At 73.3% G+C, this 26,516-nt stretch carries 23 protein-coding genes; 16 read left to right on the forward strand and 7 right to left on the reverse strand.

Going from position 1 to position 26,516, the window contains the following annotated elements; all coding sequences use genetic code 11:
* Positions 1–10 precede the first annotated feature (10 nt).
* Positions 11–1,756: a CocE/NonD family hydrolase gene (locus ACWEQO_RS13525; protein ID WP_452982341.1), complete on the forward strand. Its 1,746-nt coding sequence runs from the start codon at positions 11–13 to the stop codon at positions 1,754–1,756.
* A gap of 90 nt (positions 1,757–1,846) precedes the next feature.
* Here the strand turns inward: ACWEQO_RS13525 and ACWEQO_RS13530 are convergent, their stop codons facing one another.
* Complete coding sequence (locus ACWEQO_RS13530; protein WP_361459683.1) at positions 1,847–1,987, reverse strand: hypothetical protein; 141 nt, start codon at positions 1,985–1,987, stop codon at positions 1,847–1,849.
* 368 nt (positions 1,988–2,355) lie between these two features.
* On the opposite strand from ACWEQO_RS13530, the gene bdeA reads away from it, so the two are divergent.
* The 3 genes from bdeA (at position 2,356) to ACWEQO_RS13545 (ending at position 7,799) form a co-directional block, all read left to right on the forward strand.
* A complete protein-coding gene (gene bdeA, locus ACWEQO_RS13535; RefSeq protein WP_361459682.1) occupies positions 2,356–3,264 on the forward strand; it encodes a bis(hydroxyethyl) terephthalate hydrolase in 909 nt (302 codons plus the stop codon).
* A 218-nt stretch (positions 3,265–3,482) separates the two neighbouring features.
* The gene (locus ACWEQO_RS13540) at positions 3,483–6,362 is read left to right on the forward strand and encodes a LuxR C-terminal-related transcriptional regulator (protein ID WP_452982345.1); all 2,880 of its coding nucleotides are present in this window, start codon (positions 3,483–3,485) and stop codon (positions 6,360–6,362) included.
* Between the two features lie 141 nt (positions 6,363–6,503).
* On the forward strand, positions 6,504–7,799 hold the full coding sequence (locus tag ACWEQO_RS13545) for a helix-turn-helix domain-containing protein (RefSeq protein WP_452982348.1): 1,296 nt from the start codon (positions 6,504–6,506) through the stop codon (positions 7,797–7,799).
* Here the strand turns inward: ACWEQO_RS13545 and ACWEQO_RS13550 are convergent.
* Complete coding sequence (locus tag ACWEQO_RS13550; protein ID WP_452982351.1) at positions 7,774–8,982, reverse strand: erythromycin esterase family protein; 1,209 nt, start codon at positions 8,980–8,982, stop codon at positions 7,774–7,776. The two genes, ACWEQO_RS13545 and ACWEQO_RS13550, sit on opposite strands and share 26 nt — an antisense overlap.
* 58 nt (positions 8,983–9,040) lie before the next feature.
* Between ACWEQO_RS13550 and ACWEQO_RS13555 the strand changes: the two genes are divergently transcribed.
* The 6 genes from ACWEQO_RS13555 to ACWEQO_RS13580 all read left to right on the forward strand — a co-directional run bounded on the left by ACWEQO_RS13555 (position 9,041) and on the right by ACWEQO_RS13580 (position 14,882).
* Positions 9,041–9,775, forward strand: coding sequence for a TioE family transcriptional regulator (locus ACWEQO_RS13555; protein WP_452982354.1), 735 nt, complete (start codon positions 9,041–9,043; stop codon positions 9,773–9,775).
* 159 nt (positions 9,776–9,934) lie between these two features.
* Complete coding sequence (locus tag ACWEQO_RS13560; protein WP_452982357.1) at positions 9,935–10,717, forward strand: ABC transporter ATP-binding protein; 783 nt, start codon at positions 9,935–9,937, stop codon at positions 10,715–10,717.
* Complete coding sequence (locus ACWEQO_RS13565) at positions 10,714–11,526, forward strand: ABC transporter ATP-binding protein (protein ID WP_452982360.1); 813 nt, start codon at positions 10,714–10,716, stop codon at positions 11,524–11,526. The genes ACWEQO_RS13560 and ACWEQO_RS13565 overlap by 4 nt, the downstream gene beginning before the upstream one ends.
* Complete coding sequence (locus ACWEQO_RS13570) at positions 11,523–12,419, forward strand: branched-chain amino acid ABC transporter permease (protein WP_452982363.1); 897 nt, start codon at positions 11,523–11,525, stop codon at positions 12,417–12,419. The genes ACWEQO_RS13565 and ACWEQO_RS13570 overlap by 4 nt, the downstream gene beginning before the upstream one ends.
* Entirely contained in the window at positions 12,412–13,599 is a 1,188-nt protein-coding gene (locus ACWEQO_RS13575; protein WP_452982365.1) for a branched-chain amino acid ABC transporter permease, read from the forward strand. Before ACWEQO_RS13570 ends, ACWEQO_RS13575 begins: the two co-directional genes overlap by 8 nt.
* On the forward strand, positions 13,596–14,882 hold the full coding sequence (locus ACWEQO_RS13580; RefSeq protein WP_452982368.1) for an ABC transporter substrate-binding protein: 1,287 nt from the start codon (positions 13,596–13,598) through the stop codon (positions 14,880–14,882). Before ACWEQO_RS13575 ends, ACWEQO_RS13580 begins: the two co-directional genes overlap by 4 nt.
* A 97-nt stretch (positions 14,883–14,979) precedes the next feature.
* Here the strand turns inward: ACWEQO_RS13580 and ACWEQO_RS13585 are convergent, their stop codons facing one another.
* Positions 14,980–15,462: an MSMEG_6728 family protein gene (locus ACWEQO_RS13585; RefSeq protein ID WP_452982371.1), complete on the reverse strand. Its 483-nt coding sequence runs from the start codon at positions 15,460–15,462 to the stop codon at positions 14,980–14,982.
* A 91-nt stretch (positions 15,463–15,553) separates the two neighbouring features.
* Positions 15,554–16,597: an L-glyceraldehyde 3-phosphate reductase gene (gene mgrA / locus ACWEQO_RS13590; RefSeq protein ID WP_361459671.1), complete on the reverse strand. Its 1,044-nt coding sequence runs from the start codon at positions 16,595–16,597 to the stop codon at positions 15,554–15,556.
* A 245-nt stretch (positions 16,598–16,842) separates the two neighbouring features.
* Here mgrA and ACWEQO_RS13595 point away from each other — a divergent pair, with 245 nt between their 5' ends.
* Entirely contained in the window at positions 16,843–17,427 is a 585-nt protein-coding gene (locus tag ACWEQO_RS13595) for a snapalysin family zinc-dependent metalloprotease (RefSeq protein ID WP_361459670.1), read from the forward strand.
* Between the two features lie 293 nt (positions 17,428–17,720).
* On the opposite strand, the gene ACWEQO_RS13600 is transcribed toward ACWEQO_RS13595, so the two are convergent.
* Positions 17,721–18,899 (reverse strand): S1 family peptidase, encoded by a 1,179-nt coding sequence (locus tag ACWEQO_RS13600; protein ID WP_361459669.1) that lies wholly within the window; start codon positions 18,897–18,899, stop codon positions 17,721–17,723.
* Between the two features lie 360 nt (positions 18,900–19,259).
* Here ACWEQO_RS13600 and ACWEQO_RS13605 point away from each other — a divergent pair, with 360 nt between their 5' ends.
* The 5 genes from ACWEQO_RS13605 (at position 19,260) to ACWEQO_RS13625 (ending at position 23,565) form a co-directional block, all read left to right on the forward strand.
* A complete protein-coding gene (locus tag ACWEQO_RS13605) occupies positions 19,260–19,910 on the forward strand; it encodes an HD domain-containing protein (RefSeq protein WP_452982375.1) in 651 nt (216 codons plus the stop codon).
* 105 nt (positions 19,911–20,015) lie between these two features.
* Entirely contained in the window at positions 20,016–21,014 is a 999-nt protein-coding gene (locus ACWEQO_RS13610; RefSeq protein WP_452982378.1) for a GlxA family transcriptional regulator, read from the forward strand.
* A 258-nt stretch (positions 21,015–21,272) separates the two neighbouring features.
* The gene (locus ACWEQO_RS13615; protein ID WP_452982381.1) at positions 21,273–21,662 is read left to right on the forward strand and encodes a hypothetical protein; all 390 of its coding nucleotides are present in this window, start codon (positions 21,273–21,275) and stop codon (positions 21,660–21,662) included.
* A 132-nt stretch (positions 21,663–21,794) separates the two neighbouring features.
* Positions 21,795–22,880, forward strand: coding sequence for a GNAT family N-acetyltransferase (locus ACWEQO_RS13620; RefSeq protein ID WP_361459665.1), 1,086 nt, complete (start codon positions 21,795–21,797; stop codon positions 22,878–22,880).
* Between the two features lie 232 nt (positions 22,881–23,112).
* Entirely contained in the window at positions 23,113–23,565 is a 453-nt protein-coding gene (locus ACWEQO_RS13625) for an ATP-binding protein (RefSeq protein WP_361459664.1), read from the forward strand.
* Positions 23,566–23,597: 32 nt separating this feature from the next.
* Here the strand turns inward: ACWEQO_RS13625 and ACWEQO_RS13630 are convergent, their stop codons facing one another.
* Both ACWEQO_RS13630 and ACWEQO_RS13635 read right to left on the reverse strand, forming a co-directional pair.
* Positions 23,598–25,997 carry an ATP-binding cassette domain-containing protein gene (locus tag ACWEQO_RS13630; protein WP_452982386.1) on the reverse strand — a complete coding sequence of 800 codons (2,400 nt, stop codon included), beginning with the start codon at positions 25,995–25,997 and terminating at the stop codon, positions 23,598–23,600.
* A gap of 98 nt (positions 25,998–26,095) precedes the next feature.
* On the reverse strand, positions 26,096–26,509 hold the full coding sequence (locus ACWEQO_RS13635; RefSeq protein ID WP_361459662.1) for a VOC family protein: 414 nt from the start codon (positions 26,507–26,509) through the stop codon (positions 26,096–26,098).
* Between the last annotated feature and the right edge of the window lie 7 nt (positions 26,510–26,516).

The raw sequence follows: 26,516 nt of genomic DNA on the forward strand, positions 1-26,516 counted from the left end.
CTTCGCACTCATGACTGACTTCCAGACGATCCAGGCGGGCGGGCAGCAGATCGCCGTCCGCAAGGATCTCCGGATCCCGATGCGCGACGGTGTCATGCTGGCGGCCGACACCTACAGCGGCGTCGAGGACAAGCCGCGTCCGGCGCTCGTGGCGCTCAGCCCGTACGGCAAGGAACTGCAGGCCCTCGCCCTCACCACGCCACCGCAGCGGCGCCCCAGCCCGATGTGGGACGGCTGCATCGAGGCCGGCGACATCGCACGCGTCGTCCAGGAGGACTACGTCCACGTCATCGGCGACCTGCGCGGCTCCGGCGACTCCGAGGGCGAGCACATCGGCAACTACAACGCCGGTGGCGTGTCGCTCGGTCAGGACGCGTACGACTTCATCGAGTGGGTCGCCCGGCAGCCGTGGTGCGACGGCAACGTCGGCATGATCGGCATCTCCTACTTCGGCTCGATGCAGGTACTGGCGGCGGCCGAGCGGCCGCCGAGCCTCAAGGCGATCTTCGTCAGCGGCGGCCACTACGACTTCTACGAGACCACCTACCACGGCGGCGTCATGTGGTTCATGCCGCGCGCCGCCCGCGAGGGGCGCGGTGGCGACTCCGGCTGGGCCTTCACCGACGGCGTCAAGTCCCGCATGCTGGAGACCTTCTCCCCCGAGGAGATCAAGGAACGCGTCGCCGAGCGGCTGAAGGACCCGGACGTGGCCGCCTGGCCGAACCTGGTCCACGTGCTGAACTACCCGAAGAACCACGAGGCCTGGTTCGACATCGTGATGAACGAGGTCGACGGCGAGTGGTACGAGGAGCGCAACCCCGTCACGCTCGCGCCGAACATCGACATCCCCGTCTGGCTCCAGATCGACCAGGGCCGCGGCTGGACGCTGGACGGCACCATCGAGCTCTTCAACCGCCTCAAGGGCCCCAAGAAGCTGGACATCGGCCCCTACCCGCCCATGCAGTCGCGCCCCTTCATCGAAGAGCACGACAAGATGTTCCGCTGGTACGACCACTGGATCAAGGGCATCGACAACGGCGTCATGGACGAGCCCGCCGTCACCGTCCACGTCGAGGGCTCGCGCGAGTACGTCACCGGTGCGCAGTGGCCGCCGAAGGAGGTGGAGCACAAGGCGCTCTACCTCCGCCCGCGCCGCAAGCTCTCCTTCGAGCCCGAGCCGATGGGCGCCGAGCACGCCGCCCCCGACGGCTTCTACCAGGCGCCGCTGACGGTGACCGACAAGGTGGAGATGCTCAGCTGGAGCACCGAGCCGTTCACCGAGCCCACCGAGATGATCGGTCAGGGCGCGGCGCACCTCTTCGCGGAGATCGACCAGCCCGACACCAACTTCATCCTGCGCATGTGGGACGAGGCCCCGGGCGGCAAGCGCCAGCTCATCACGACCGCCTACCTCAAGGCCTCGCATCGCGAACTCGACGAGGAGCGCACCACGGAGGGCGACCCCTACCACCCGCACACGCGTGCGGTGCCGGTCGAGCCGGGGAAGATCGAGGAGTACGTGCTGCGCGTCTACCCGTTCGCGGCGACGTTCCTGCCCGGCCACAAGCTGGTCGTGGAGCTCTCCAACGCCGAGCCGCTGGCCGACGAGCACAACGCCCTGCTGCCGCCGGACGCCTTCCACCTGCCGGTGGGCCGCCCCGTCACCCACAAGATCTACCGTGACGCCGCGCACCCCTCCCGGCTCCTGCTGCCGTTCACGGCGGCCACAACGGTCACGGCGCCCGACGCGCGCTGATCCCGCCCGCGCGGGTACGCGCACCACCGATCTGCTCCCGGCACGGGCAGTGCCGGGAGCAGAGGCGTCCCACCTGTGCGGCGGGCGGTTTCAGCGGGCTTCCACGACCTCCTGGAACGACTGCATGCAGGGAAAGCAGTGGCGGTCCGTCGCGTGCCGCCGACGGGTCTCCTCCTCCTTCTCCACCCCGCACAGCGTGGTCCTCTTGTCCGTGGTCAGGACATGCCACACAGGCTCCCCCGAAGTGTCTGCACCGCACCACATCTCGTGCATTCCAGCTCCCTCCGGGTAGGCAGGCCGCTTCCATCCGAGCACGCGCGGGCCGAACCGACTCCCGGAGAGGGCCATGCGGGTGAAGTTCCGGCAGACAGGGCCGACCGCGGAGGGGCGGGCCGACGGGCCCGGGGAGCGGCGCGACGAGGCGGCCGAACGAGACCGGTGAGATTGCCGGTCCGCGCCGGACCCTTCCGCACCGACAGTGGCAACCGCCAGTCCCCGAGGCGGCGCCCACGGCCGGCGCACGGTCACTCCCACGTTCCATGCCGTACCCCGTGCACCGGCCGCCGGGTGGCTCGCCGCGACAGAGAGGACCACTCGTCGTGCAGCAGCATCCCCACACCAGCACCCGGCCCGGCAGAACCGGACGGTTCGCCGCGCTGGCCGCGGCCGTCGCCGCCGTCGTCGGCCTCAGCACCCTCACCGGTCCCGGCGCCCACGCCGCGGACAACCCCTACGAGCGCGGTCCGGCGCCGACCGAATCCAGCATCGAGGCGCTGCGCGGCCCCTACTCCGTCTCCGACATCTCCGTCTCCTCGCTCTCCGTGAGGGGCTTCGGCGGCGGCACCATCTACTACCCGAACAGCACCGCCGACGGAACGTTCGGCGCGATCGCCGTCTCGCCCGGCTTCACCGCCTACCAGTCCTCCATCGCCTGGCTGGGGCCGCGCCTGGCCTCACAGGGCTTCGTGGTGTTCACCATCGACACGAACACCACGCTCGACCAGCCGGCCTCCCGCGGCGACCAGCTGCTGGCCGCGCTGGACTACCTGACCCAGAGCAGTGCGGTCCGCGGCCGCATCGACAGCAGCCGCCTCGGCGTCATGGGCCACTCGATGGGCGGCGGCGGCACCCTCGAAGCCGCGAAGGACCGCCCCTCACTGCAGGCGGCGATCCCGCTGACGCCCTGGAACCTCGACAAGACCTGGCCCGAGGTCCGCACCCCGACCCTGATCTTCGGGGCCGACGGCGACACCGTCGCCCCGGTCTCCACCCACGCCGAGCCCCTCTACACCGGTCTGCCGTCCTCCCTCGACCGGGCCTACCTGGAACTGAACAACGCCACCCACTTCACGCCCAACTCGAACAACACCACGATCGCGAAGTACAGCATCTCGTGGCTGAAGCGGTTCATCGACGACGACACCCGCTACGAGCGGTTCCTGTGCCCGCTGCCGCAGCGGAGCCTGACGATCGAGGAGGCACGGGGCAACTGCCCGCACACGTCCTGAGGTTCCACCGGACCTCGACCCGGTGGCGGCCCGCACACGGTGCGGGCCGCCACCGGCGTTGTGCGGGTGCACCGCCGAGGGCCGCCCGGATTGGTCCGCGGCACACTCCGTTCCTCGCGTCCATGACGAAAATCCGCTGGTGGAGCGGTGGTTGGACCGGTCCGTGCGTGCGGACGGATGCCTTCCGCCGTTTCTTACGCATGAGTAACGTCGCGGAGATGACCGGACAGACGATCCTCGGACCCGCTCGGCTCCGGTACCGCCCGGGGCCCCGACGGCAGTCGCTCGCCGTGCTGCTGGACGGGCTGCGCACCGATGGCGGTGCCCATGTCGTGACCGGTGAACCCGGCGGCGGACGGACCGCCTTCCTGGAGTTCGCCGCGCGCTCCTTCCGCACCGGACCGGTGTGGCACGTCCGAGCCGATCCGGCCCGGAGCCCGCACCCGCACAGCGGTCTGCGCACCCTCCTGCGTACCGCCGGCCGCTGCGCACGCCTGTCCGACGACGGTGCGGCGGACGAGGTGTTCCTGGACGTCCTGCGCGAGGCGTCGGCCCGTTCGGCCCTGCTGGTGTGCGTGGACGACGCGCACCTGTGGGACCCCGCCTCGCGCGCCGTGCTGGGCAGGGCGGCGGCACGCCTGCACGCGGCGGACGACGCCCACCGGGTCGGGCTGCTCCTCACCGTCCCGGGACACCGGCCCGTGGACCCGGAGCTGGCCGGGCTGCCGGTGCTGGAACTCGCCCCGCTCACGCCCGGGGACGCGGCGGGACTCCTGCACGACCTGACGGACGGCGCCGTCGATCCCGCCGTCCGCGACGAACTGGTGACCGAGGCGCAGGGCAATCCCGCACTGCTGGTGGCCCTGGCCCACCGTCTCTCGCCCGCCCAGCTCCGCGGCCGGCGCGCGCTGCCCCGCCCGCCGGCCGACGCCGGGACGCTGGCCGCCGTCGCCGGCGGGTGCCTGACCGGTGTGCCGCCCGACCACGCCGACCTGCTGTTGTCGGTCGCGGCGGCGACACGTGTCACGGGCGAGCCGGACGCGGAGGCGTCGCTCGTGCGGCGGGCGGCGGCCGTACTCCGAGGACGGGGGGAGGCGTCGGGCGCGGCTGCCACCGACGTACCGGTGCCGTACGCCGAAACGCCCTTCGCATCGGAGGAGTTGCCCGACCTGCTCGTGCTCATCGAGGGCCGGATCCGGTTCCGCAGCGCGCTGCTCGGCAGGGCGGTGTACGCCGGCGCGCAGCCCGAACGCCGCCGCGCCGCGCACCGCGCGCTGGCCGGGGCGCTCCCGGTACCGCACGGCGTGCCCGCCCTGCTGCACCGCTCGTGGACCGTCCCGGGCCCCGATGCCGGACTGGCCGCGGAACTGGCCGCCGCCGCGGCCGACACGACGTCCGGGCTGCCGCCCGGTGTGCGCCGTACGGCCCAGGTGCGTGCCGCCGAACTGACACCGGACGACACGGAGCGCGCCCAGCGGTACACGGCCGCCGCGGAACAGGCCCTGCTCGCCGGGCATCCGCCCGAGGCCCTGCGGCTGCTCGACGCCGCCGTGACCTGTCCGGCGCCCGCCCCGGTGCGGGGCCGGGCCGAACTGCTCCGCGCCAAAGTGCTCCTGGCCGACGGTCCGGTGGACGACGCCCGTGAGTCCTTCCTGCTCGCCGCCGCCCTCCTCGCGGACCCGAGCCCCGCGGAGTCCGGTGCGGCGGTCCTCGGCGCGGCGGACGCGGCGTGGGCCGCGGGCGACCCGGCGGCCTGCCTGCGCGCCCTCGCCCACGAGACCCCGTCCGGCACCGGAGACACGACCGCCCCGCCCGGGACCGAAGACCCGGCCGCCCCGCCCCGGACGGGGAACCACGGCGCGGTCGCCCTGCTCCGCGACCACCGGGACGGTATGCGGGCGGTCCTCCAGGGGCGGTTCGACCTCGCCGCCGCCCCGTTGACCCGGGTGGTGGACCGCGGCCGCCCCGCCGCCGAGCCCGAGCGGCTGCTGCGTTCGGCCGCCGCGGCCCTCATGCTCGGCGACGTGACCGCCGCCCGCCGGGCCGGGGCGCGGGCGCTGGCCGCGGCCCGGACCCTGCGGACCGCCGCCCTCGAACCGAGGGCCCTGGAGTACCTGGCCTACGCCGAACTGCGGGCCGGCCGCCACCCACTCGCCCGGACCCACGCGGAGGAGGGGCTGCGCGCCGCGCGCCGGACCGGGCAGCGGAACACGGCCGCCCACCACCACGCGGTGCTGGCCCTCGCGGCGTCGATCGAGGGGGCGCAGGAACGCGTCGCCGAGCACACGGCGACCGCGCTCGCCACGGCCCGGCGGCACGGACTGGCGCAGGCCGCCATGCTCGCCCACTGGGCGGCGGCCCGCGCCGACCTGGGCGCGGGCCGCCCCCGCGAGGCCGCCGACCGGCTCGGCCCGCTGGTGCGCCCCGGCGCGCGGCGCGGGCACTTCGCGGTGTGGATGCTCGCCGTCCCCTGCTTCGTGGAGGCCGCCGCACTGGCGGGACAGCCCGAGCACGCCCGCGCGGTGGTCGAGGACTTCGCGCTGTGGGCCGGGTGCGGCGCCGACCCGCAGGCTCCCGCCCAACTCCTGCGCTGCCGCGCCCTGCTGGCCCCGCCGGAGGCGGCCGACGAGCTGTACCTGCGGGCCCTGGACCGGCACGACGAGACCTCCGGCGACTTCGAACGGGCCCGCACCGAACTGCTGCACGGCAAGTGGCTGCGCCGCCGGCGCCGGCTGCGTGAGGCACGGGCGCGGCTCGGGGAGGCGCTGGTGGACTTCGAGCGCTGCGGCGCGCACCTGTGGGCGCGTCAGGCGGGCGCGGAACTGCGCGCGGGCGGCGCGGCGCCGGGCGGGACCGGAGCCGGCGAGCCGCCCCGGCACGAGGGGCGGGACCTGGCCCGGCTGACCCCGCAGCAACTACGGATCGCACGGCGTGTCGCCGAGGGCGCCACCAACCGGGAAGTGGCCCTGAGCCTGTCCGTCAGCACCCGCACCGTCGACTACCACCTGCGCAACGTCTTCGCGACGCTCGGCGTCCGCTCCCGGGTCGAGCTCGTCCGGCTGGTCGAACAGGCGGAAAAGGCCGGTGCACACCTCTAGGGACCGACCGGACGGTATGCGATCCTTCGGGGCAGGACGAGTCAGGTGGCGGCCGCCCACGGGCTCCGCGGCCGGCCGCTGGCCGGTACGCGGACCGCCGCGCGGGCGCCGCCGGGAAGCCGACCCTGGGGGAGATGTGCGATGCGACACGCCGTACGGCCACGTGGCCTGCCCCGCCCCGTGCCCGCACCCGCACCCGCGCCGCGGTCATGGGTTCCGCGGGTGCGGTCACTGATCGACGCCGACGCGCTCCGCGTGCTGCACCGCGCCGCCCGGGTGCTGCTGGACGACCTGCCCCGCCTCGCCGACCAGCTGGTCGCCGTGCTCCAGGACCAGGAGCCCGCCTACCGGTCGGCGGTCGAGCAGGACGCCACCGAGATCTGGCAGGAGGTGCACCGCTCGCTGCGGCACAGCATCTCCTCGCTGCTGGACCCGCGCGGCGCCCGCGACGCCGCGCGCCGCTGCTCCTGGAAGATCGGCGCCACGCGCGCCGAGCAGGGGCTGCCGCTGGACGCGGTGCTGCACGCCTTCCGCCTCGGCGGCTCCCTGGTGTGGCAGGGCCTGGTGGAGGAGACCTCCCGGACCGCCCCCGAGGACGTACGGCTGCTGGTGCACGTGGCGTCGGACGTGTGGCACTTCGTCGACGAGCACTGCACCGTCGTGGCGGAGGCCTACCGGCAGACCGAGCGGCAACTGGCCTGGCGGCGGGAGAACAGGGTGCGGCTGCTGACCGCGGCGCTGCTGGACGGAACCAGCAGGATCGCCGACCTGCCCGAGGCCGCGCTCGCACTGGAGCTGCCGGAGCAGGCACGGTACGTGGTCGTCGCGGTCGGCGGTGGCGGACCCACCGCCTGTCCCGGTGCCCGAGCGGTCCTCGCTCCGGGGGTGCGCGTGCACTGGCACACGGGTGTGGACGCGGACCACGGCATCGTACGGGTCGACGACGGCACGGAGCCGGTGGTGGCGGACGAGCAGCCGCCGGGCGTACGGGTGGGGGTCGGCAGCGTCGTCGAAGGGCTCGCGGCGGTGGGGGAGGCGCGCAGGCTGGCGGACACCGCGCTGAGCCTGTGCCCGGAGACCGGCGGCACCGTCCGGCTGACGGAACACCTGCCGGCGGCGCTGGTCGTGTCGTCCCCCGATCTCGGCAGCGCGCTGGCCGACCGGCTGTTCGGCCCGCTGGCGCACCTCGAGCCCGCCGACGCGGAGGTCCTGCTGGACACCCTGGCCACCTGGCTGGCCTGCGACGGCTCGGCCCAGCGGGCGAGCAGACGGCTGTACTGCCACCGCAACACCGTCCTCAACCGCCTGCGCCGCTACGAACAACTGACGGGGCGCTCCCTGTCCCGCCCCTTCGACCTGGTAGAGGTCACCCTCGCCTTGACCGCCCGCAGACTCCTCCCGCGCCGACCGCTCACCGGACCTGAGGAACGTCCTTGACGAACACCACCCCGTCGATCCCGGCCAGATGGGCCGGGTCGAGGGACATGTAGCCGAACCAGGGGGACTCCCGGCGGACGGGCGGCCGGTCGCCGAGGAGGCCGGCCAGCCGGGCGCCGCCGACGAGGCGGCGGTCCTCCGGGAGCGCGTACAGGAGTCCTTCGAGGCTGTCCGCGGGCGGGGTGTCCACTCCCCGGTGGCGGATCGTGCCCAGGGCCGTGGCCAGGAAGGCGTACTCCTCGCCCAGGCGGGCGCTCACGAGCGCACCGGCACTCCACCACTCCAGCAGCGGCTGGTCCCACATGCGCATCGTGCTCTTGTGCCGCTGGAGGTGGGCGTTGTGCGCGAAGACCAGGGTCGGGCCCCGTTCGGCGAGGGCGAGGAGGTTGTCGGCCATCATCCGGTCCCGCTGGCCCAGCAGCCGGGTCATGCGGCCCGATGAGGTGTCGGCCAGCCAGGAGTGGTAGCGCAGCAGGCCGGTGGCGGTGCGCCCGTACAGGCGCGCCCTCTCCCAGTCGTCCCGCGAGGTCGCCGCGATCAGGTGCGGTGTCTCGGCCTCGAGCAGCGCCACCAGGTCGTCGGCGAGCAGCAGCAGCTCCCCGGCCTCGGCCGACCGTCCCACGGACCGGGCCGGGTCCGTCATGACGGCGGGATGGGTCCACCGGTCGTCGGCGCCGAGCAGCCGGTCCAGGGTCTCCGCGGTGCAGGGGAGCAGGTCCGGGGCGAGCAGGGCGGCGAGGAAGCCCTGGAGTGCGGTGAGGGCCTGCCGGGGGCTCGCGGCGCCGGTGATCTCCAGCGGGCCGTCGAAACCGGCGAAGCGGAGCCGCTCGGACGCGGGCCGGCCGTCGTTGTACTCCCGCATCCAGCGCACGAGTTCGCGGTTGGCCGCGGACGCGCCGAACCCGTGGCTGAACCCGTGCTCCATGACCTCGTCGAGGGTGCCCGTGCCCGAGGTGACGTAGTCGTCCACGACCAGGCCCCTCAGGCAGTCGCTCTCGATCGCCACGGTCCGGTAGCCCTTCTGCTCGACGAGCTGCCGGAAGACGTCGTTGCGCAGGTCGAGCAGCGTGTCCTCGCCATGGGTGGGCTCCCCGAGGGCGAGCACCCGCGGCCGGGCCCCGAGCAGCTCCGTGACGGCGGCGGCCGTCACGGCACGAGTGGTGTCCTTGAGGTCAGTAGCCATGCCCTCAACGCTATCGTTGAACTCACGGTGGAGACTTTCCCGCGATATCATCGGATCCGTGGGGCGAAACCTTCAAAACGCGGAGCGGCTCAGGCCGATCGACCTGGCACGCGGGCACGGTCTGTCCACGCAGGCGGTCCGGAACTACGAGGAGGCCGGCATCCTCCCGCCCGCAGACCGCACCCCCCACGGCTACCGCACCTACACCCCGCTGCACGCGCGTGCCCTGCGCACCTTCCTCGCCCTGGTACCCGGCCACGGCCACGCGGTGGCGACGTCGATCATGCGGGCCGTGAACCGGGGCGCGGTCGACGAGGCCCTGCTGACCGTCGACGAGAGCCACGCCCGACTGCTCGACGACCGGCGGACCCTGCAGACGGTGGAGCGAGCCCTCGGCGACCTGGCCTCCACCGCGGCGCCCGGACCCGGCACGGCGGTGTCCGGGACCGGCGGACGGTTCATCGGGCCGCTGGCGGAGGAGCTCGGCATCCGGCCCGCGACACTGCGTAAATGGGAGCGCGCCGGGCTGGTGAGCCCGCGCCGCGACCCGGTGACCGGCTACCGCGTCTACGAGGAGGCCGACGTACGGGACGCCCGGCTGGCCCACCAACTCAGGCGGGGTGGCTACCTGCTGGAGCAGATCGCCCCGATCGTCGCGCAGGTGCGGTCGGCGGGCGGGCCGGAGCCGCTGGAGGCGGCACTGCACGACTGGCACGGCCGGCTGTCCGCCCGCGGGCGGGCCATGCTGACCGGGGCGGCCGAACTGGAGGCCTACCTCCGCGCCCGCGGCTGACTTCGCCCTGGGCAGCCGCACAACCCGTGGCAGCCCCCGTTGGGACGGCGCAGCGAGCGGCGCCCGGAGCCTGTACCGGCCGTTCGCACCCGTGGTGTCGTGAGCTCCCCCTGCCGTCCAAGCCGTCGCCGCCGTGCGGTACGGCCCCGAGGAGCCGTGATGCCCCAAGCACCACCGGACGACCGGCCCGCGCTGCGCGTCGAGAACGTCGACGTGACGTACGGGCGAGCCCTGTCCGCCCTCCGCTCCGTCTCCCTGACCGTGCCGCACGGCGGCGTCGTCACCCTGCTCGGCGCCAACGGCGCGGGCAAGACGACCCTGCTGCGCGCCGTCTCCGGCACGCTGCGCCTGCACCGCGGCACGATCACGGCCGGCCGCATCCGCTACGGCGACACCGTGCTCGACGGCAAGGACCCGGTGACGGCGGTGCGCACCGGCGTCGTACAGGTCCCCGAGGGGCGGCGGGTGTTCGCCGGGCTCACGGTCGACGAGAACCTCCGCAGCGGCGGCCTGGGACTCGGCCGGCGCGGCCGGGACCAGGTCCACGAGGCGCGGGAGCGCGTGTTCGCGCTCTTCCCCCGGCTCGCCGAACGCACCCACCAGGCCGCGGGCCTGCTGTCCGGGGGCGAGCAGCAGATGCTCGCCATCGGCCGCGCCCTGATGGCCGCCCCCCGGCTGCTGCTCCTCGACGAGCCCTCCCTCGGCCTCGCGCCGCAGATGGTGCAGCGGATCGCCGAGGTGATCCGCGAGATCAACAGCCAGGGCATCGCCGTGCTCCTGGTCGAGCAGAACGCGGGCATGGCGCTCTCCCTCGCCGACCACGCCCATGTCCTCGAGGTCGGCGAGACCCGCCTGTCCGGCCCCGCCGACGAACTCGCCCGCACCGACGCCGTACGCCGCCTCTACCTGGGCGAGGCCACCGAGGACCAGGGGGCCGCGTGAACGACCGCACCACCGCCGCACCGCCCGCGCCCCCCGTGCTCGACGTACGGGGCGTCACCGTGCGCTTCGCCGGACTCACCGCGCTCGACGAGGTCTCCTTCACCGTCGAACCCGGCACGGTGCACGCGCTCATCGGCCCCAACGGCGCCGGCAAGTCGACCTGCTTCAACGTGCTGTCCGGGCTGTGCCGTCCGTCCGCCGGCACGGTGGCACTCGGCGACACCGAGCTGACCCGGCTCGCCCCGCACCGCATCGCCGCGCTCGGGGTGGCCCGCACCTTCCAGAACATCGTCACCACCCACGGCACGGTCGCCGACAACCTGATGCTCGGCCGCCACGCCCTGTCCCGCGCAGGCTTCGCCGCCGGCGCGCTGCGTCTGCCGCGGGCCGTGCGGGAACAGCGCGAGCACCTCGCCCGAGCCCGCGAGATCGCCGAACTGACCGGTCTCGGCGCCCACTTCGACAGCCCCGTGGCGCTGCTGTCGTACGGTGACCGCAAGCGGGTGGAACTCGCCCGCGCCCTCTGCCTGGAACCGCGCGTGCTGCTGCTCGACGAACCGGTGGCGGGCATGAACTCCGCCGAACGCGCCCGCACGGCCCAGGTCGTGGGCGAACTGCGCTCCGAACTCGGCCTGTCCGTCGTCCTGGTGGAGCACGACATGGGGCTGGTCATGCGGCTCGCCGACGACGTCACCGTGCTCGACTTCGGCCGACCCATCGCCCACGGCACCCCCGACGAGGTCCGCCAGGACCCCGAGGTGCTGCGCGCCTACCTCGGCACCGACACCCAGGGGGAGGACGCGGCATGACCGGGTTCCTGGACAACATCCTCGGCGGTGTCGCGCTCGGCGCGGTCTACGCGCTGGTCGCACTCGGCTTCGTCGTCATCTTCAAGGCGTCCGGCGTCCTCAACTTCGCCCACGGCTCCCTGCTCCTGTTCGGCGGGTACCTCACCGCGGTCCTCCACGACGACCTCGGCTTCGCCGGCGCGCTGGCGCTGGCGGTCCTCACCACCGCGGCCCTCGCGGGCGCACTCGACCGGTTCCTGCTGCAACGCGGCGGCCAGGACGCGCACTCCGCCCATGTGCAGACCATCGTCACCATCGGCGTCGACATCGTCCTGCTGACCGACCTGGCCCGGCGCATCGGCGGCGACCTGCTGCCCCTGGGCGACCCGTGGGGCGACGCGGTGACCGAACTGGGGCCGGTGACCGTCGCCGACAGCCGGCTCGCGGCGATCGTGGTGTCCGCGGTGGTCATCGGCGCCGCGTTCGCGCTCTTCCGGTTCACCTCGTGGGGGCTGTCCCTGCGGGCGGCGGCGGAGGACCTGGAGGCCGCCGCCCTGATGGGCGTACGGCTCAGCAGGGTGCGGGCGGGCGCCTGGTGCCTGGCGGGCGCGCTCGCCGCGCTGGCCGCGGTGTTCCTCGCCGCGTTCCCGGCACCGGGCCTGGAGCGCACCACCGGCCAGATCGCCCTCAACGCGTTCCCGGCCGCGATCCTCGGCGGGCTGGCCTCCCCGGCCGGCGCCCTCGCGGGCAGCCTGCTCATCGGCCTGACCGAGGCGCTGGTCGTCGGCCACCAGTCCGACCTGCACGTCCTCGGTGAGGGCTTCGGCGACGTCGCCCCGTACGCCGTGATGCTGCTGGTGCTCCTGGTACGGCCCGCCGGGCTGTTCGGCGCGAAGGGAGCGGCCCGTGTCTGACCGCCTCCTCGGCGCCCTCACCCGGCGCCCGGTCCGCATCGTGCTCCTCGCCGCCGTCCTGTGCCTCCCACCGTTCTACCTGGACGCCTTCTGGCTCCGCATCGGCCTGTTCTCCATGGCGGCGGCCATCGGCGCCGTCGGCCTCGCCCTCCTCACCGGCACGGCGGGTCAACTCTCCCTCGGCCACGCCTTCTTCCTCGCCGTCGGCGCCTACGGCTACGCCTATCTGGCGGGCGAGCCCGGACCGGGACTGCCCCCGGCCCTCGCCGCCCTCCTCGCCGTGGCGCTCACCGGAGCGGCGGGCGGGCTGTTCAGCCCCGTCGCCGCCCGGGTGAAGGGCATCTACCTGGGCATCGCCACCCTCGCCCTGGTCTTCCTCGGCCACCACGTCCTGCTGACCGCCGACTCCGTCACCGGCGGATTCAACGGCCGCTCCGTGCCCCCGCTCACCCTCGGCGGCTTCACCTTCGCGGAGAGCGACCCCGAACTGACCGTGCTCGGGGTGCCGTTCGGCGCGGAGGAACGGTTGTGGTTCCTGGGCCTGGCGCTGTTCGCGTTCACCTGGTTCACCGCCCGCGGCCTGCTGCGCGGCCGTTCCGGGCGGGCCCTGGCCGCCCTGCGCGACAGCGAGACCGCGGCGGCGGTGATGGGCGTCGACGTCGCCCGCCACCGCTCGGCGGCCTTCGTGGTGTCCTCCCTGTACGCCGGCCTGGCGGGCGTGCTCCTCGCCCTCTCCTTCCGCCGGGTCGTCCCGGACTACTTCTCCCTGGTCCTCTCCGTCGACTACCTCGCCATGATCGTCATCGGCGGGCTCGGCTCCGTCGCCGGAGCCACCGCCGGCGCCGTGTTCGTCACGGCGCTCCCGCTGCTGATGACCCGCTACGCCGACCAGCTCCCGCTGGTGGCCGCCCCCGGCTCGGGGGAGGGCTCCGTGGGCCCCACCGAGGCCGCCCGCTACCTCTACGGCGCCGCGATCGTCCTCGTCCTGCTGTACGCGCCCGACGGGCTGCACGGCCTGGCCCGTCGGCTCCGCGACCGCGTAGGACGCGGCCGCCACCACGCCCCCGCCACGGACCCGGCAGACCCTGCCGGCCACGCCGACTCCGCCGGCCCGGCCGGCCCGGTTTCCTCACCCCCGCACCCGGCCGCAGCCGCACGATCCAAGGAGCACACCCCGTGAACACCACCCATCACCGGCCCCGCGACCGGCGCCGCACCGCCCCCGCCGCGCTCGCCGGCGCCCTCGCCCTGCTGCTCGCGGCCACCGGATGCAGCTCCAAGGCGGACGGCGGCAACGGGGGCGGCGACGACGCCGACGGCTTCCGCACCGGCCCCGGCGTCAGCGCCGAGACCATCAGACTGGGCGCCCTCACCGACCTGACCGGCCCCTACGCCACGCTCGGCAAGAGCATCGTGCAGGCCCAGCAGATGTGGGCCGAGGAGACCAACGCCGACGGCGGCATCTGCGACCGCGAGGTGGAGATCGTCGTCAAGGACCACGGCTACGACGTGCAGAAGGCGGTCACCGCCTACGCCGACATCGCCCCGGACGTCGTCGCCCTGCCGCAGGTCATCGGCTCGCCGGTCGTCGCCGCCCTGCTCGACGACATCCAGCGCGACAAGATGCTCACCTTCCCGCAGGCCTGGGCGGCCTCCCTGCTCGGCAAGGAGGCCATCCAGGTCCTCGGCACCACCTACGACGTCGACATGATCGCCGCGGTCGACTTCCTCACCCGCACCGAGGGGCTGAAGAAGGGCGACACCATCGGCCACGTCTACTTCGAGGGCGACTACGGCGCCAACGCGCTGGAAGGCTCCACCTGGGCGGCGGAGCAGGCCGGGCTGAAGGTGGCCGGCCAGAAGATCCAGGCCACGGACACCGACCTGTCCGCACAGGTCTCGGCCCTGCGCAAGGAAGGTGTGAAGGCCGTCCTGATCAGCGCGGGACCCGCCCAGACGGCCTCCCTCGTCGGCGTCGCCGCCTCCCGCGGCCTGCGCGTCCCCGTCGTCAGCAGCGCGCCGGGCTACGCGCCCCAGCTGATGGAGACCCCCGCCGCACCGGCGCTGGCGGCCATGCTGCACATCGTGAGCGCCGCGCCCGCCGTCAGCTCCGAACTGCCGGGCGTGCAGCGCATGGTGGCGTCGTACAAGAAGAAGTACCCGGACTCGCCGGTCGACTCCGGAGTGCTCTCCGGCTACAACGCCGCGCAGCTCATGGGCGCCGACCTGAAGGCGGCCTGCGAGGCGGGCGGCCTCAGCCGCGAGGACGTGGTCACGGCGCACCGCTCCCAGAAGAACGCCGACACCGGCCTCGGCACCGCGCAGAACTTCTCCGAGGCCGACCGTCCGGCGAGCGTCGAGACGTACGTGCTCAAGCCCGACGCGAAGGCGGTCGGCAGGGTGGTGAACGCCGAGGAGGCGCACACCGCCCCGGGCGTCGAGGAGTACCTGTCCGGGCGATAGGCGCACCGCACCGTCCGTCCCCCGCCCCGGCGGACCCCACGAGGGGAACGTCGGGGCGGGCCGGACGGTGCGGTGCGAGGGCGGCGGGACGGCGGCCTCAGTCGGGGAGGAACCGGGGGGAACGGTCGGAGGCCGGCCAGACGTACGGCAGGTCGTCCGGCTCCCCGGGGAAACACCCCGCGTAGAAGGCCGGGTCCTTGCGCACCAGGGCCGAACGGTGGCTGCGGTGCAGGGCGTCGTCCCCGAGCCAGGGCGGCAGTTCCCCCGCCTCGGCCAGTTCCCGCTGACCGCGCACCGGCGCGCCGGGCCGGACGGTGGCCAGACCGGCGACGAGCGTGGCGGCGCAGCCGTCCTGGTACCCCCGGTCGCGCCAGACCCGGCAGACCTCGAGGCCGTAGCGCACCAACGCCTCCTCGTAGCCGGTCCACATGCGGACCGCGGGGTGCCGGCGCCATCCGTACCCGGGCACGATGAGGCCGCGCAGGACCTGGAGGGCCTCCACCCGCTGCTTGCCGAGCCGGCGCCGGTCGAGTACCGACGCCGACTCGTGGAAGCCGGGATAGGGCAGGAAGGTCTGCATCGGGCCGTCCCGAGGGCCGGGGCCACCGTGGCCGCGGAACGCGGCCCACTCCGTGGCAGTTCCCCTTCCGCCGCGGCGCACACCCCCTGGCTCAGCCCATGGTGCCCAGACGGGCCTCGCGCCACAGGTCGACGCCGCCGTCGGTGGCGTACTTGTCGATCTCGGCCAGCTCCTCGTCGCTGAAGTCCAGGTTCTCCAGCGCGGCGACGTTCTGCTCCAGCTGCTCGGTGCGGGACGCGCCGATGACCAGCGAGGTGACGCGCCGGTCCCGCAGGGCCCAGGCGAGCGCCATCTGGGCGAGCGTCTGCCCGCGGCGGGCCGCGATGTCGTTGAGGGCGCGCAGCCGGCGCAGCATGTCGTCCGTCAGCCAGGCGGCGTCGAACGACTTGCCCTGCGTGGCCCGCGAACCCTCCGGCACACCGTCCAGATACCGGCCGGTCAGCAGACCCTGCGCCAGCGCGGTGAACCCGATGATTCCGAAGCCCTCCTCCTGGGCCACGTCCAGCAGTCCCTCCGTCTCGATCCAGCGGTTCAGCATGCTGTACGACGGCTGGTGGATCAGCAGCGGAGTTCCCAGGTCCCGGAGGATGGCGACTGCCTGCCGGGTGCGCTCGGCGTCGTAGGAGGAGATGCCGACGTACAGGGCCTTGCCCTGGCGGACCGCGGTGTCGAGCGCGCCCATGGTCTCCTCGAGGGGAGTGGTGGCGTCGAGCCGGTGGGAGTAGAAGATGTCCACGTAGTCCAGGCCCATGCGCTTGAGCGACTGGTCCAGGGAGGCGAGCAGGTACTTGCGCGAGCCGCCGCCCTGGCCGTAGGGGCCCGGCCACATGTCCCAGCCCGCCTTGGTGGAGACCACCAGCTCGTCCCGGTACGGGGCCAGGTCCTGCTTCATCAGCCGGCCGAAGTTGATCTCCGCGGATCCGTAGGGCGGACCGTAGTTGTTCGCCAGGTCGTGGTGGGTGATACCGAGGTCGAAGGCGCGCAGGGCGATCTCACGCTGGGTCTCGAAGGCCCGGTCGTCGCCGAAGTTGTGCCAGTAGCCCAGGGACAGCAGGGGGAGGTCGAGTCCCGAACGCCCGGTGCGCCGGTAGCGCATGGTGCCGTCGTAGCGCTCGGGATTGATGACGTGGTTCATCTGGTGTTCTCCGGGTGCGATGCAGGAATGTCCCGTGGGACGTGGGAACCCTGTCCACACTGCCCCCGAGTGATCCGGAAGTCCAACCGATCCTTCGCACAGGACTCAGCGACACGGCTTCTGAATCCCGGGGGACCGTGGTCGGACGGGCGAGGCCGATTGACGGATTGCCGCCCTCGCCCGACGGGCAGGGAGGCTCTGAGTGTCATGAGCACGACTGCCCTTCCCCCACAAGGAGGTCGACCATGCGCATCCGTACGCTGACCGGAAGCCTGGCCACGGTTCTGGTGATGTCCTTCCCCCTGCTGTCGGGCGGCCAGGCCGTGGCCGCCCCGTCCGGTGTGCCGGAGCAGTCCCTGGCCGCCCGCGTGCTCACCTACGACGCGAGCGGCTCCGCGGAGTTCAGGTCCGCCGTCGACCGCGGCGCGGCGGTCTGGAACGAGAGCGTCGCCGCCGTGGAACTCCGCCCGGCCGCGTCCGGGCAGCGCGCCGATATCAGGGTCCTGGCGGACAACGGCTGGCCCCGCGCCCTGCCCGCCGGCCTGGGCGGCGGCACCGTCTACATCGGCCGCCAGGCCGTGAACCAGGGATACGACACGATCCGCATCTCGGCCCACGAGCTCGGGCACATCCTGGGCCTGCCGGACCGCAAGCCGGGCCCCTGCTCCAGCCTGATGTCCGGTTCCAGCGCGGGAACCGCGTGCACCAACCGCTACCCGAACGCGGCGGAGAAGGCGGAGGTCGAGAGGAACTTCGCGGGCACCCGCTCCGGCGCGGGCGGGGCGGAGCGGACGGGGGTGATGCCGCGAGCCGTGCCGATCGGAAACTGACCGACGGCGCCACCGCGCCCACCGGACCGCCTTCCGCGCTGCCCACCCGGCCGATGTGACTGCCCGGGGCGAGTGTGGTTATGATTGACACACGTCAAGGCGCCGGAACTCCCGGAGCCAGGCCGTGCGTTGGTGGTCCAAGGAAAGACGCCCCGCTTCCTGCGGGGAAATGCAGGTGCAAGGCCTGCCCAGCGCTCCACCGCAAGCCCGGTTCCCGAACCTCGTGTTCGGGAACCGGGCTTGCGCCGTTGCCGTTCCGTTCCGCCGGGAGCGGGTCGGGCGGTGTTGCGGAGTCAGGCGGTGTGCAGGGTCAGGCCGTAGCGGCCCAGGATCTCGTTGATCGGCTGGAACCAGGTCTCGCCCCCGCCGGAGCAGTTGCCCCAGCCGCCGGAGGTGACGCCCTGCGCCTGGTCACCGCTGATGAACGAGCCGCCCGAGTCGCCGGGTTCGGCGCAGACGCTCGTCTTCGTCATCTGATGCACCGCGCCCTGGCTGTAGTTGACGGTCTCGTTCTTGGCCAGGACCCTGCCGCAGTGCCAGCGGGTCGTCGACCCGGAGCGGCAGATGGAGGCGCCGACGGGAGCCTCGTTCGATCCGCGCACCAGCTGGTCGGGGACCGTGCCCCAGCCGAGCACCACCGGGACCGTCCACCAGCCGCTGCCCACGTTGACCCACGCGTAGTCGTTGCCCGGGAACGAGGAGCCCTGGAAGTTGCCGATGTACGAGCCGTCCCAGCCCCGCACCTGGCCGCCCACGCCGCCGCAGTGCCCGGCGGTCACGAAGCCGCCGTGCACCGAGAAGCCGATGGAACAGCGGACGTTGCCCGTGTAGTAGGGGTCGCCGCCCACCGTTCCCGCGGCGAAGGTCTCCGCGGCGGCCTCCACGGTGCGCACGGTGACCGGTCCGGCCTCGCGGGCCTCGGAGAGGAACCGCAGGACATCGTTGTCGTCCCGTTCGCCCTCGACGACGTTCACCACCACCGTGTTGGCGGTCGGATCGACGGACCAACTGCTCACACCCGAAGGCGCGTCGAGGCGGTCCAGCCGGGACTTGGCCGCGTCGAGTCGCTGTGCGCTGTGCTCGACGACGCGGACGGTCGCGCCGGAGGAGCGCAGGTCACGGACCGTCGACGCGTCCGCGTCCGAGGTGACCGCGACGGTCAGTTTCTCGCTTCCGGTGTCGAACCAGGCGCCGCCGTAGGCGGATCCGGCGGCCTCGACGGCCTCGGTTTCGAGGTCGGCGGCCCGTCGTTCGGCGGCCAGCCGCGCCTCGGCCCGGGCGGGGGACAGGCCGAGGTCCCGCTGCATCGCCTGCAGCAGGGCCGCGGAGGCCGGCGCGGAATCGGCCCGGGCGGCGGATCCGGCGGATCCGGCAGTGTCGCTCGCCGAGGCGGGCAGGGTGCCGGCCGCGGTCCAGCTGCCGAGCATGAGCAGGGCGGCCACGCAGGCATGCGTGAGTCGGGTGCGTCTCATGGGAAGGTGCCCTTCGTCGTTCCAGCAAGGTGGGGGTGGAACAACCACGTCTGAGAGCGCTCTCATCGGAGTTGGGCAGAGCCTAGCGGGGCCAGAGCGTCAGGTCCATGCCAATGCGGGAAATCCGGTGGGACCGGGCGGACGACGAGGCCGGCCATGTCCTGATCCGAGGGTGTCGTGTCCTGAAGGACGGGCGCAGTGGGGTCCTGTTCGGGGTTGAATGGTCCGCATGTCCCCTTCCGCTTTCCCCTCCTCGCCCTCTGCGCGACCGCCCTGACGGCCCCGACCACGCCGACCGTTCCGAACCACTCGGCGGCCCCCGACCGGCCGGCCCGTCCCCCACGACCCTGGAGCTCAGCCATGACCGACACCCCGACCACCACCCTCGCCGGCGTCACCCTGCCCGACAGCCGGCTCGTCCGCGAAGCCACCGAACTCGTCCGGGAGGCGGCCAACGACACCGTCTACCACCACTCCCGCCGCGTCTACTTCTTCGGCACCCTGCGCGGACAGGCCCGCGGTCTGCAGGCCGACCCCGAACTGCTCTACGTCGGCGCGATGTTCCACGACCTGGGCCTGACCGAGCGGCACCGCGGCAGCAAGCAGCGGTTCGAGATCGACGGCGCCGACGAGGCCCGGGACTTCCTGCGCGGCCACGGAATCGCCGACGACGCCGCCCATCTGGTGTGGGAGGGCATCGCCCTGCACACCACCCCGGAGATCCCCTGGCACATGGCTCCCGAAGTCGCCCTGGTGACCGCGGGTGTCGAGGCCGACGTGCTGGGCATCGGCCGCGACGAGATCCCCGCCCGGGCGCTCGCCGAGGTCGTGGACGCGCACCCCCGTCCCGACTTCAAGCGGAACATCCTCAAGGAGTTCACCCAGGGCATCGCGCACCGCCCGGAGACCACCTTCGGCAACGTCAAGGCCGACGTCCTGGAGCGCTATGTGCCCGGATACGTGCGCCAGAACTTCGTCGACGTCATCCTGGACTCCGACTGGCCCGAGTGACCGGTCCCCGCTCTTTTGGCTCTCCCCGTCCCTCCCGCCCGCACCGGGAGCCGCACACCAGGACCGGCGGCGGCTCTCGGCGGGACCCACCCGTCCGAGGACCCCATGCCGAGTCCCCCCTCCCACCCGGTCGCCGTCCTGCTGTACGAGGGTGTGCAGTTGCTGGACGTCGCCGGACCGCTGGACGCGTTCGCCGCCGCCAACGAGTACGGCGGCGGATACGAGCTGCGGACCGCCTCGCTGGACGGCGCGGCCGTCCGCACCAGCTCCGGCGTCCTGCTGGGCGCCGACTGCTCCGTCGACGGCCTGCCCGGGGAGCTGGGCACGCTGATCGTGCCCGGGGCGCCCGACTGGCGGCCCTCGGTCCTGGACCGCGACCTGCGGCAGGCCCTCACGGCGCTCGCCACCGGTGCCCGCCGCACCGCGGCCGTGTGCGCCGGCGCCTTCCCGCTGGCCTCGACCGGCCTGCTGGACGGCCGCAGGGCGGCCACCCACTGGGAGCTGGCCCGGCACCTCGCCGACCGGTTCCCCGAAGTCCAGGTCGACGCGGACTCGATCTTCGTCCGCGACGGCACCTTCTACACCTCGGCCGGGGTCACCTCCGGCATCGATCTCACCCTCGCGCTGATCGAGGAGGACCTGGGCGCCCACGCCGCCCGTGCCGTCGCCCGGCACCTGGTGGTCTTCCTCGCCCGGCCGGGCGGGCAGTCCCAGTTCAGCGTCCGCGCCCGGATCGGCCACCCCCGCACCCCGGCGCTGCGCACGGTGCTGGACCTCGTCACCGAGAATCCGGCGGCCGAGCACACCCTCGACTCCCTCGCCCGCCAGGTCGGGCTCAGCCCCAGGCACCTCACCCGGCTCTTCCGGACGGAGACCGACACCTCGCCCGCGCGGTTCGTGGAGCACGTACGCCTGGAAGCGGCCTGCACCTTGCTGGTGACCGGCACCGACCCACTGGACGCCGTCGCCCGGCACGCCGGGTTCGGCAGCCCGGAAACCATGCGCCGGGTCTTCCAGCGCGAACTCGGCATCACCCCCGGCGCCTACCGCACCCGCTTCAGCACCACCGCGGGCTCGCCCCACCGGCACATACCGAACGCCTGAGCCACAGACCCTCCCGGGGCGTCCGACAGTGTTCGACGGGTTCGACGGGTTCGACGGGTTCGACGACGCGACCGGTGAGGCGGCAGGGGAGCACCGCGGCCGGAGCGCGCCGAGTGCACCCCGTCGGGGCGCCGGGGGCTTGACGTACGGGACGCGCTCGGCGCTACTGGAAGGCGTTCCGGGCGGACGTTCTGGGGGGACGTCCGGTACCGGCCCGGTGTGCCCGCCCCCGCCGGGATGCACGTCGGGAGGTGACCGGTGCGGCCTCGATGGGCGGCGGCGATCGCTCTGCTGGCGTCGATACTCCTCGCGCACCTGTGCGCGCCGGTGGCCGCCGACGCGGCGGACCGGCGCACAGCGACCCGTCCCACGGCCGCCTCCACCCCCACGGCCGCCCAGGACCCCGCGCCCCGGCGCGTACGGGAACCCTCGCCCGGTCCGCAGGACGCCTGCCTCCACCGCCCCCTGGCACGCTCGCCGAGGACCGCGGGGGCGACCGGAGCCGCGCACCAGGCCGCGACGGACGCCCGGATGAGCACGGTTCGCCCCGAGCACGCCTCCCCCGCCCCGTGCACGCCGGGTGCCCCGCGCGGCGCGGAACCGGCGGGCCCGGACCGCGCCGCCGCATCGCAGACCCTTCGCTGCTGAGCGACCGCAGTACCGCCCGAGGCCTGCACCGCGCGGCCCGCGTGCCTTCCGGTGACCGCTCGCGCGCCCCACGCCGACGCAGGGCGACAGGCCTCCGCACGTCCCGGAAACCGTGACGACACAGGAGACTCCATGTCCCGAAAGCGCGTTCTCGTTCTGCGACCGGACGAACTGGGCCCCACCGAGTACAAGACGTGGAGACACCTGCGCGGCGAGTCCGGCGCACCGGAGAACCCGTTCCTCGACCCGGCGTTCACCGCGGCCGTCGGGCAGGGCAGGCCGGGAGCCAGGGTCGCCGTACTCGAGGAGGACGGCACACCCGTCGGCTTCTTCCCGTACGAGAGAGGGCCGTGGGGACGGGGCAGGGCCATCGGCCTCGGCGTGTCGGACAGCCAGGGCGCCGTGCTGCGCCCCGGCATCCGGCTCGACCCCCGCCGCCTCCTGGCCGCCTGCGCCCTCTCCTCATGGGAGTTCGACAACCTGGAGGCCGGTCAGCACCTCTTCGTACCGCATGCCACCGAGGAACTCGCCAGCCCGGTCGTCGACATCGGTGAGGGGTTCGAGTCCTACACCCGGCGGCTGCGCGCGCGTGCCCCCGGATTCCTCCGGCAGACCCTGGCCAAGGAACGCAGGCTCGCCCGGCAGGTCGGCGAGGTGCGGTTCGTCTACGACGCGCACGACCCGGACGCGTTACGGGCGCTGATGCGCTGGAAGTCCGCCCAGTACCGGCGCACCGGGCGCCGCGACCGGTTCGCACAGCAGTGGATCACCGCTCTGGTGGAACGGCTCGCGAGCGGCGACGACCCCGAGTGCCGGGGACTGCTCTCCGTGCTGTACGCCGCCGGCCGCCCGGTGGCCGCCCACTTCGGGCTGCGCTCGCCCACGGTGCTCTCCTGGTGGTTCCCCGCCTACGACCGCGACTACGGAAAATACTCCCCGGGGCTGGTGCTGCACCTGCGGATGCTGGAGGCGGCGGCCGCCGACGGGATCCGCCTGGTCGACCTGGGCAGCGGGCCGGCCCGCTACAAGGATTCGTTCAAGACCCGTGAACTGCCGGTCTACGAGGGCGCCGTGGTGCGCCCGGCGCCGGGTGGGACCGCGTACCGGCTGAGCCGCGAACCGGCACGGGCCGCCCGCCGCTTCGTACGCGACCGCCCCCGGCTGGCCGGTGCGGTCAGGCGCACGCTGGAGGAGGCGGGCCGGCTGCGCGACCGGTGAGGGCCCTCGCGCACGGCCGGGGCCGGCACCCGGGGTCGCTCCCGCTGTGGGACGCCCGCGGCGACCGGGGCGGGTGTCCCGGCGCCGGTCGGCCGGAACACCGTATGACATGCCCGACACATTTCGCCGAACGGGCGGTGAGCGGCCGCCCGGCCCGGCATGGTGGCCGGGGGAGTGCGACCGGGCATTTCGGGTAGTCGCGCGGTGTGATCGGTGAGTGAAGGCGGACCGAATGGAACCACTTCCGGTGGACGCAGGGGAACCGGTGCCGGGCGCACCGCGACGGGCGACATACGCCCTGGACGGTGACGGCGCGTGGATAGCGAAGGCCCGGCAGCTGGCCGCCGCGTTCCTGACGCGGGCCCGGACGGAGGACGGGCTGCCCGTCTCGGCGCGCGCGGTGGAGATCACCCAGCTCGTGGTCAGCGAACTGGTCACCAACGCCCGCAAGTACGCCCCCGGCCCCGTCCGGCTGGACCTGTGCATCACCGACGACGCCCTCGAGGTGATGGTCCGGGACGGCAGCGGCGTACTGCCCGTGGCCAGGGTCGCGAACCCGGACCGGGTGGGACAGCACGGCCTGGAGATCGTGATGGCCGTCGCCCACGGACTGGACGTGCAGCCGGAGCCGACCGGCAAACGCATCACGGCCCGCATCTCCCTCGTGGAGACGGCCGGCCGCTGACGGCCGGCCGCCCCCCTGGGGTGTTGTTTTCCTCAGGCGCCGACGTACGACGCGAGGTGCTCGCCGGTCAGGGTGGAGCGGGCGGCGACGAGGTCGGCGGGAGTGCCCTCGAAGACGACCCGGCCGCCGTCGTGCCCGGCGCCCGGCCCGAGGTCGATGATCCAGTCGGCGTGCGCCATGACCGCCTGATGGTGCTCGACGACCACGACCGACTTGCCGGAGTCGACGAGCCGGTCCAGCAGGCCGAGCAGCTGCTCGACGTCGGCGAGGTGCAGACCGGTGGTCGGCTCGTCGAGGAGGTAGACGCCGCCCTTCTCCGCCATGTGGGTGGCCAGCTTGAGCCGCTGCCGCTCGCCACCGGAGAGCGTGGTCAGCGGCTGGCCGAGGGTGAGGTAGCCGAGCCCCACGTCGGCGAGCCGGCCGAGGATCCGGTGCGCCGCCGGTGTGCGCGCCTCACCGGCGGCGAAGAACTCCTCGGCCCGTGCCACCGACATCGCGAGCACCTCACTGATGTCGTGGCCGCCGAGGTGGTACTCCAGGACCGACGCCTGGAACCGCTTGCCCTCGCAGTCCTCGCAGGTGCTGGCGACCCCGGCCATCATCGCCAGGTCGGTGAAGACGACACCGGCGCCGTTGCAGGCGGGGCAGGCGCCCTCCGAGTTGGCGCTGAACAGCGCCGGCTTGACGCCGTTGGCCTTGGCGAACGCCTTGCGGATCGGGTCGAGCAGCCCCGTGTACGTCGCCGGGTTGCTCCGCCGCGAGCCGCGGATCGGGCTCTGGTCGACCGAGACCACGCCCTCGCCGTCCTCCCCCTTCAGCCGGCGCAGCGACCCCTGCACGAGCGAACTCTTGCCGGAGCCGGCGACCCCGGTCACGACGGTGAGCACCCCGAGCGGGACGTCGACGTCGACGCCGCGCAGGTTGTGCGTCGTCGCGCCGCGGATCTCCAGCGCCCCGGTGGGTTTGCGCACCGACTCCTTGAGGACGGCCCGGTCGTCCAGGTGACGGCCGGTGACGGTGTCGCTGCCCCGCAGCCCCTCGACGGTGCCCTCGAAACAGACGGTGCCGCCCGCCGTGCCCGCGCCGGGGCCGAGGTCGACGACATGGTCGGCGATCGCGATCGTCTCCGGCTTGTGCTCCACGACCAGCACCGTGTTGCCCTTGTCCCGCAGCCGTAGCAGCAGGTCGTTCATCCGCTGGATGTCATGGGGGTGCAGGCCGGTGGTGGGCTCGTCGAAGACATAGGTGATGTCGGTGAGCGGGGAGCCGAGATGGCGGACCATCTTCACGCGCTGCGCCTCGCCGCCCGACAGCGTGCCCGACGGCCGCTCCAGCGAGAGGTAGCCCAGCCCGATCTCCACGAACGAGTCGAGGCTGTCGCCCAGGGCGGTGAGCAGCGGCGCCACCGAGGGCTCGGACAGGCCGCGGACCCACTCGGCCAGGTCCCGGATCTCCATCGCGCAGGCGTCCGCGATGGAGATGCCCTTGATCTTCGACGACCTGGCCCCCTCGCTGAGCCGGGTGCCGTCGCACTCGGGGCAGGTGGTGAAGGCCACGGCCCGCTCCACGAACGCCCGGATGTGCGGCTGCATCGACTCCTTGTCCTTCGACAGGAACGACTTCTGGATCTTGGGGATCAGTCCCTCGTAGGTGAGGTTGACCCCCTTGACCTTCACCTTGACCGGTTCCCGGTACAGGAAGTCCTGCCTCTCCTGTTCGGTGAACTCCCGGATCGGCTTGTCCGGGTCGACGAAGCCCGACGCGGCGTACACCCCGACGGTCCAGAAGCTGTCCGACTTCCAGCCCGGGATGGTGAACGCGCCCTCGGCCAGCGACTTGGAGTCGTCGTAGAGCTGGGTGAGGTCGATGTCGGAGACGGTGCCCCGGCCCTCGCAGCGCGTACACATGCCGCCGGTGCGCTGGAAAGTCGCCTTCACCGCCTTCTTGTCGCCGCGCTCGACGGTGATCGCCCCGCTCGCCCGGACCGAGGCGGTGTTGAAGGAGTACGCGCCGGGCGGGCCGATGTGCGGTGTGCCGAGCCGGCTGAAGAGGATGCGCAGCATCGCGTTGACGTCGGTGGCGGTGCCGACCGTGGAACGGGGGTCGGAGCCCATCCGCTGCTGGTCGACGATGATCGCGGTGGTCAGGCCCTCGAGGACGTCGACCTCGGGCCGGGCCAGGGTCGGCATGAACCCCTGCACGAAGGCGCTGTAGGTCTCGTTGATCAGCCGCTGCGACTCCGCGGCGACCGTGTCGAACACCAGCGAGCTCTTGCCCGAGCCGGAGACGCCGGTGAACACGGTCAGCCGGCGCTTGGGGATCTCGACGCTGACATCCTTGAGGTTGTTCACGCGCGCGCCGTGCACGCGGATCAGTTCGTGGCTGTCGGCGCCGTGCGGCGCGGCCGTTCGCGCCCTCGTCCTCATGACCATGCTGATGGTGTCTTCCTCTCGTGGATGATGCCCGTACCGGGTGGGATCGCCGAGCCGGGTCCGGGCGGTGACCGTGGTGACCGTGGCGACCGGGCGGCTCAACGCAGCTGCTGGATGCGGATCAGGTTGCCCGAGGGGTCGCGGAAGGCACAGTCACGGACACCGTACGGCTGCTCGGTCGGCTCCTGGACCACCTCGGCGCTGTCGGCCGACTGCAGCCGCGCGAAGGCGGCGTCCAGGTCGTCGGTGGCCAGCAGGAGACCGGCGTACGTGCCCTTGGCCATCATCTCGGCGATGGTGCGGCGCTCCTCGTCGGTGACACCGGGGTCGGCGGCCGGCGGGGTCAGGACGATGGAGGTGTCGGGTCGGCCGACGGGACCGACCGTGATCCACCGCATCCCGCCGTGTCCGACGTCGCCCCGGACCTCGAAGCCGAGGGCGTCGCGGTAGAAGGCCAGAGAGGCGTCCGGGTCGTCGTGCGGGAGGAAACTCGCGTGAATGGTGATGTCCATGGCCGTC

Source organism: Streptomyces sp. NPDC004051 (assembly GCF_053604275.1).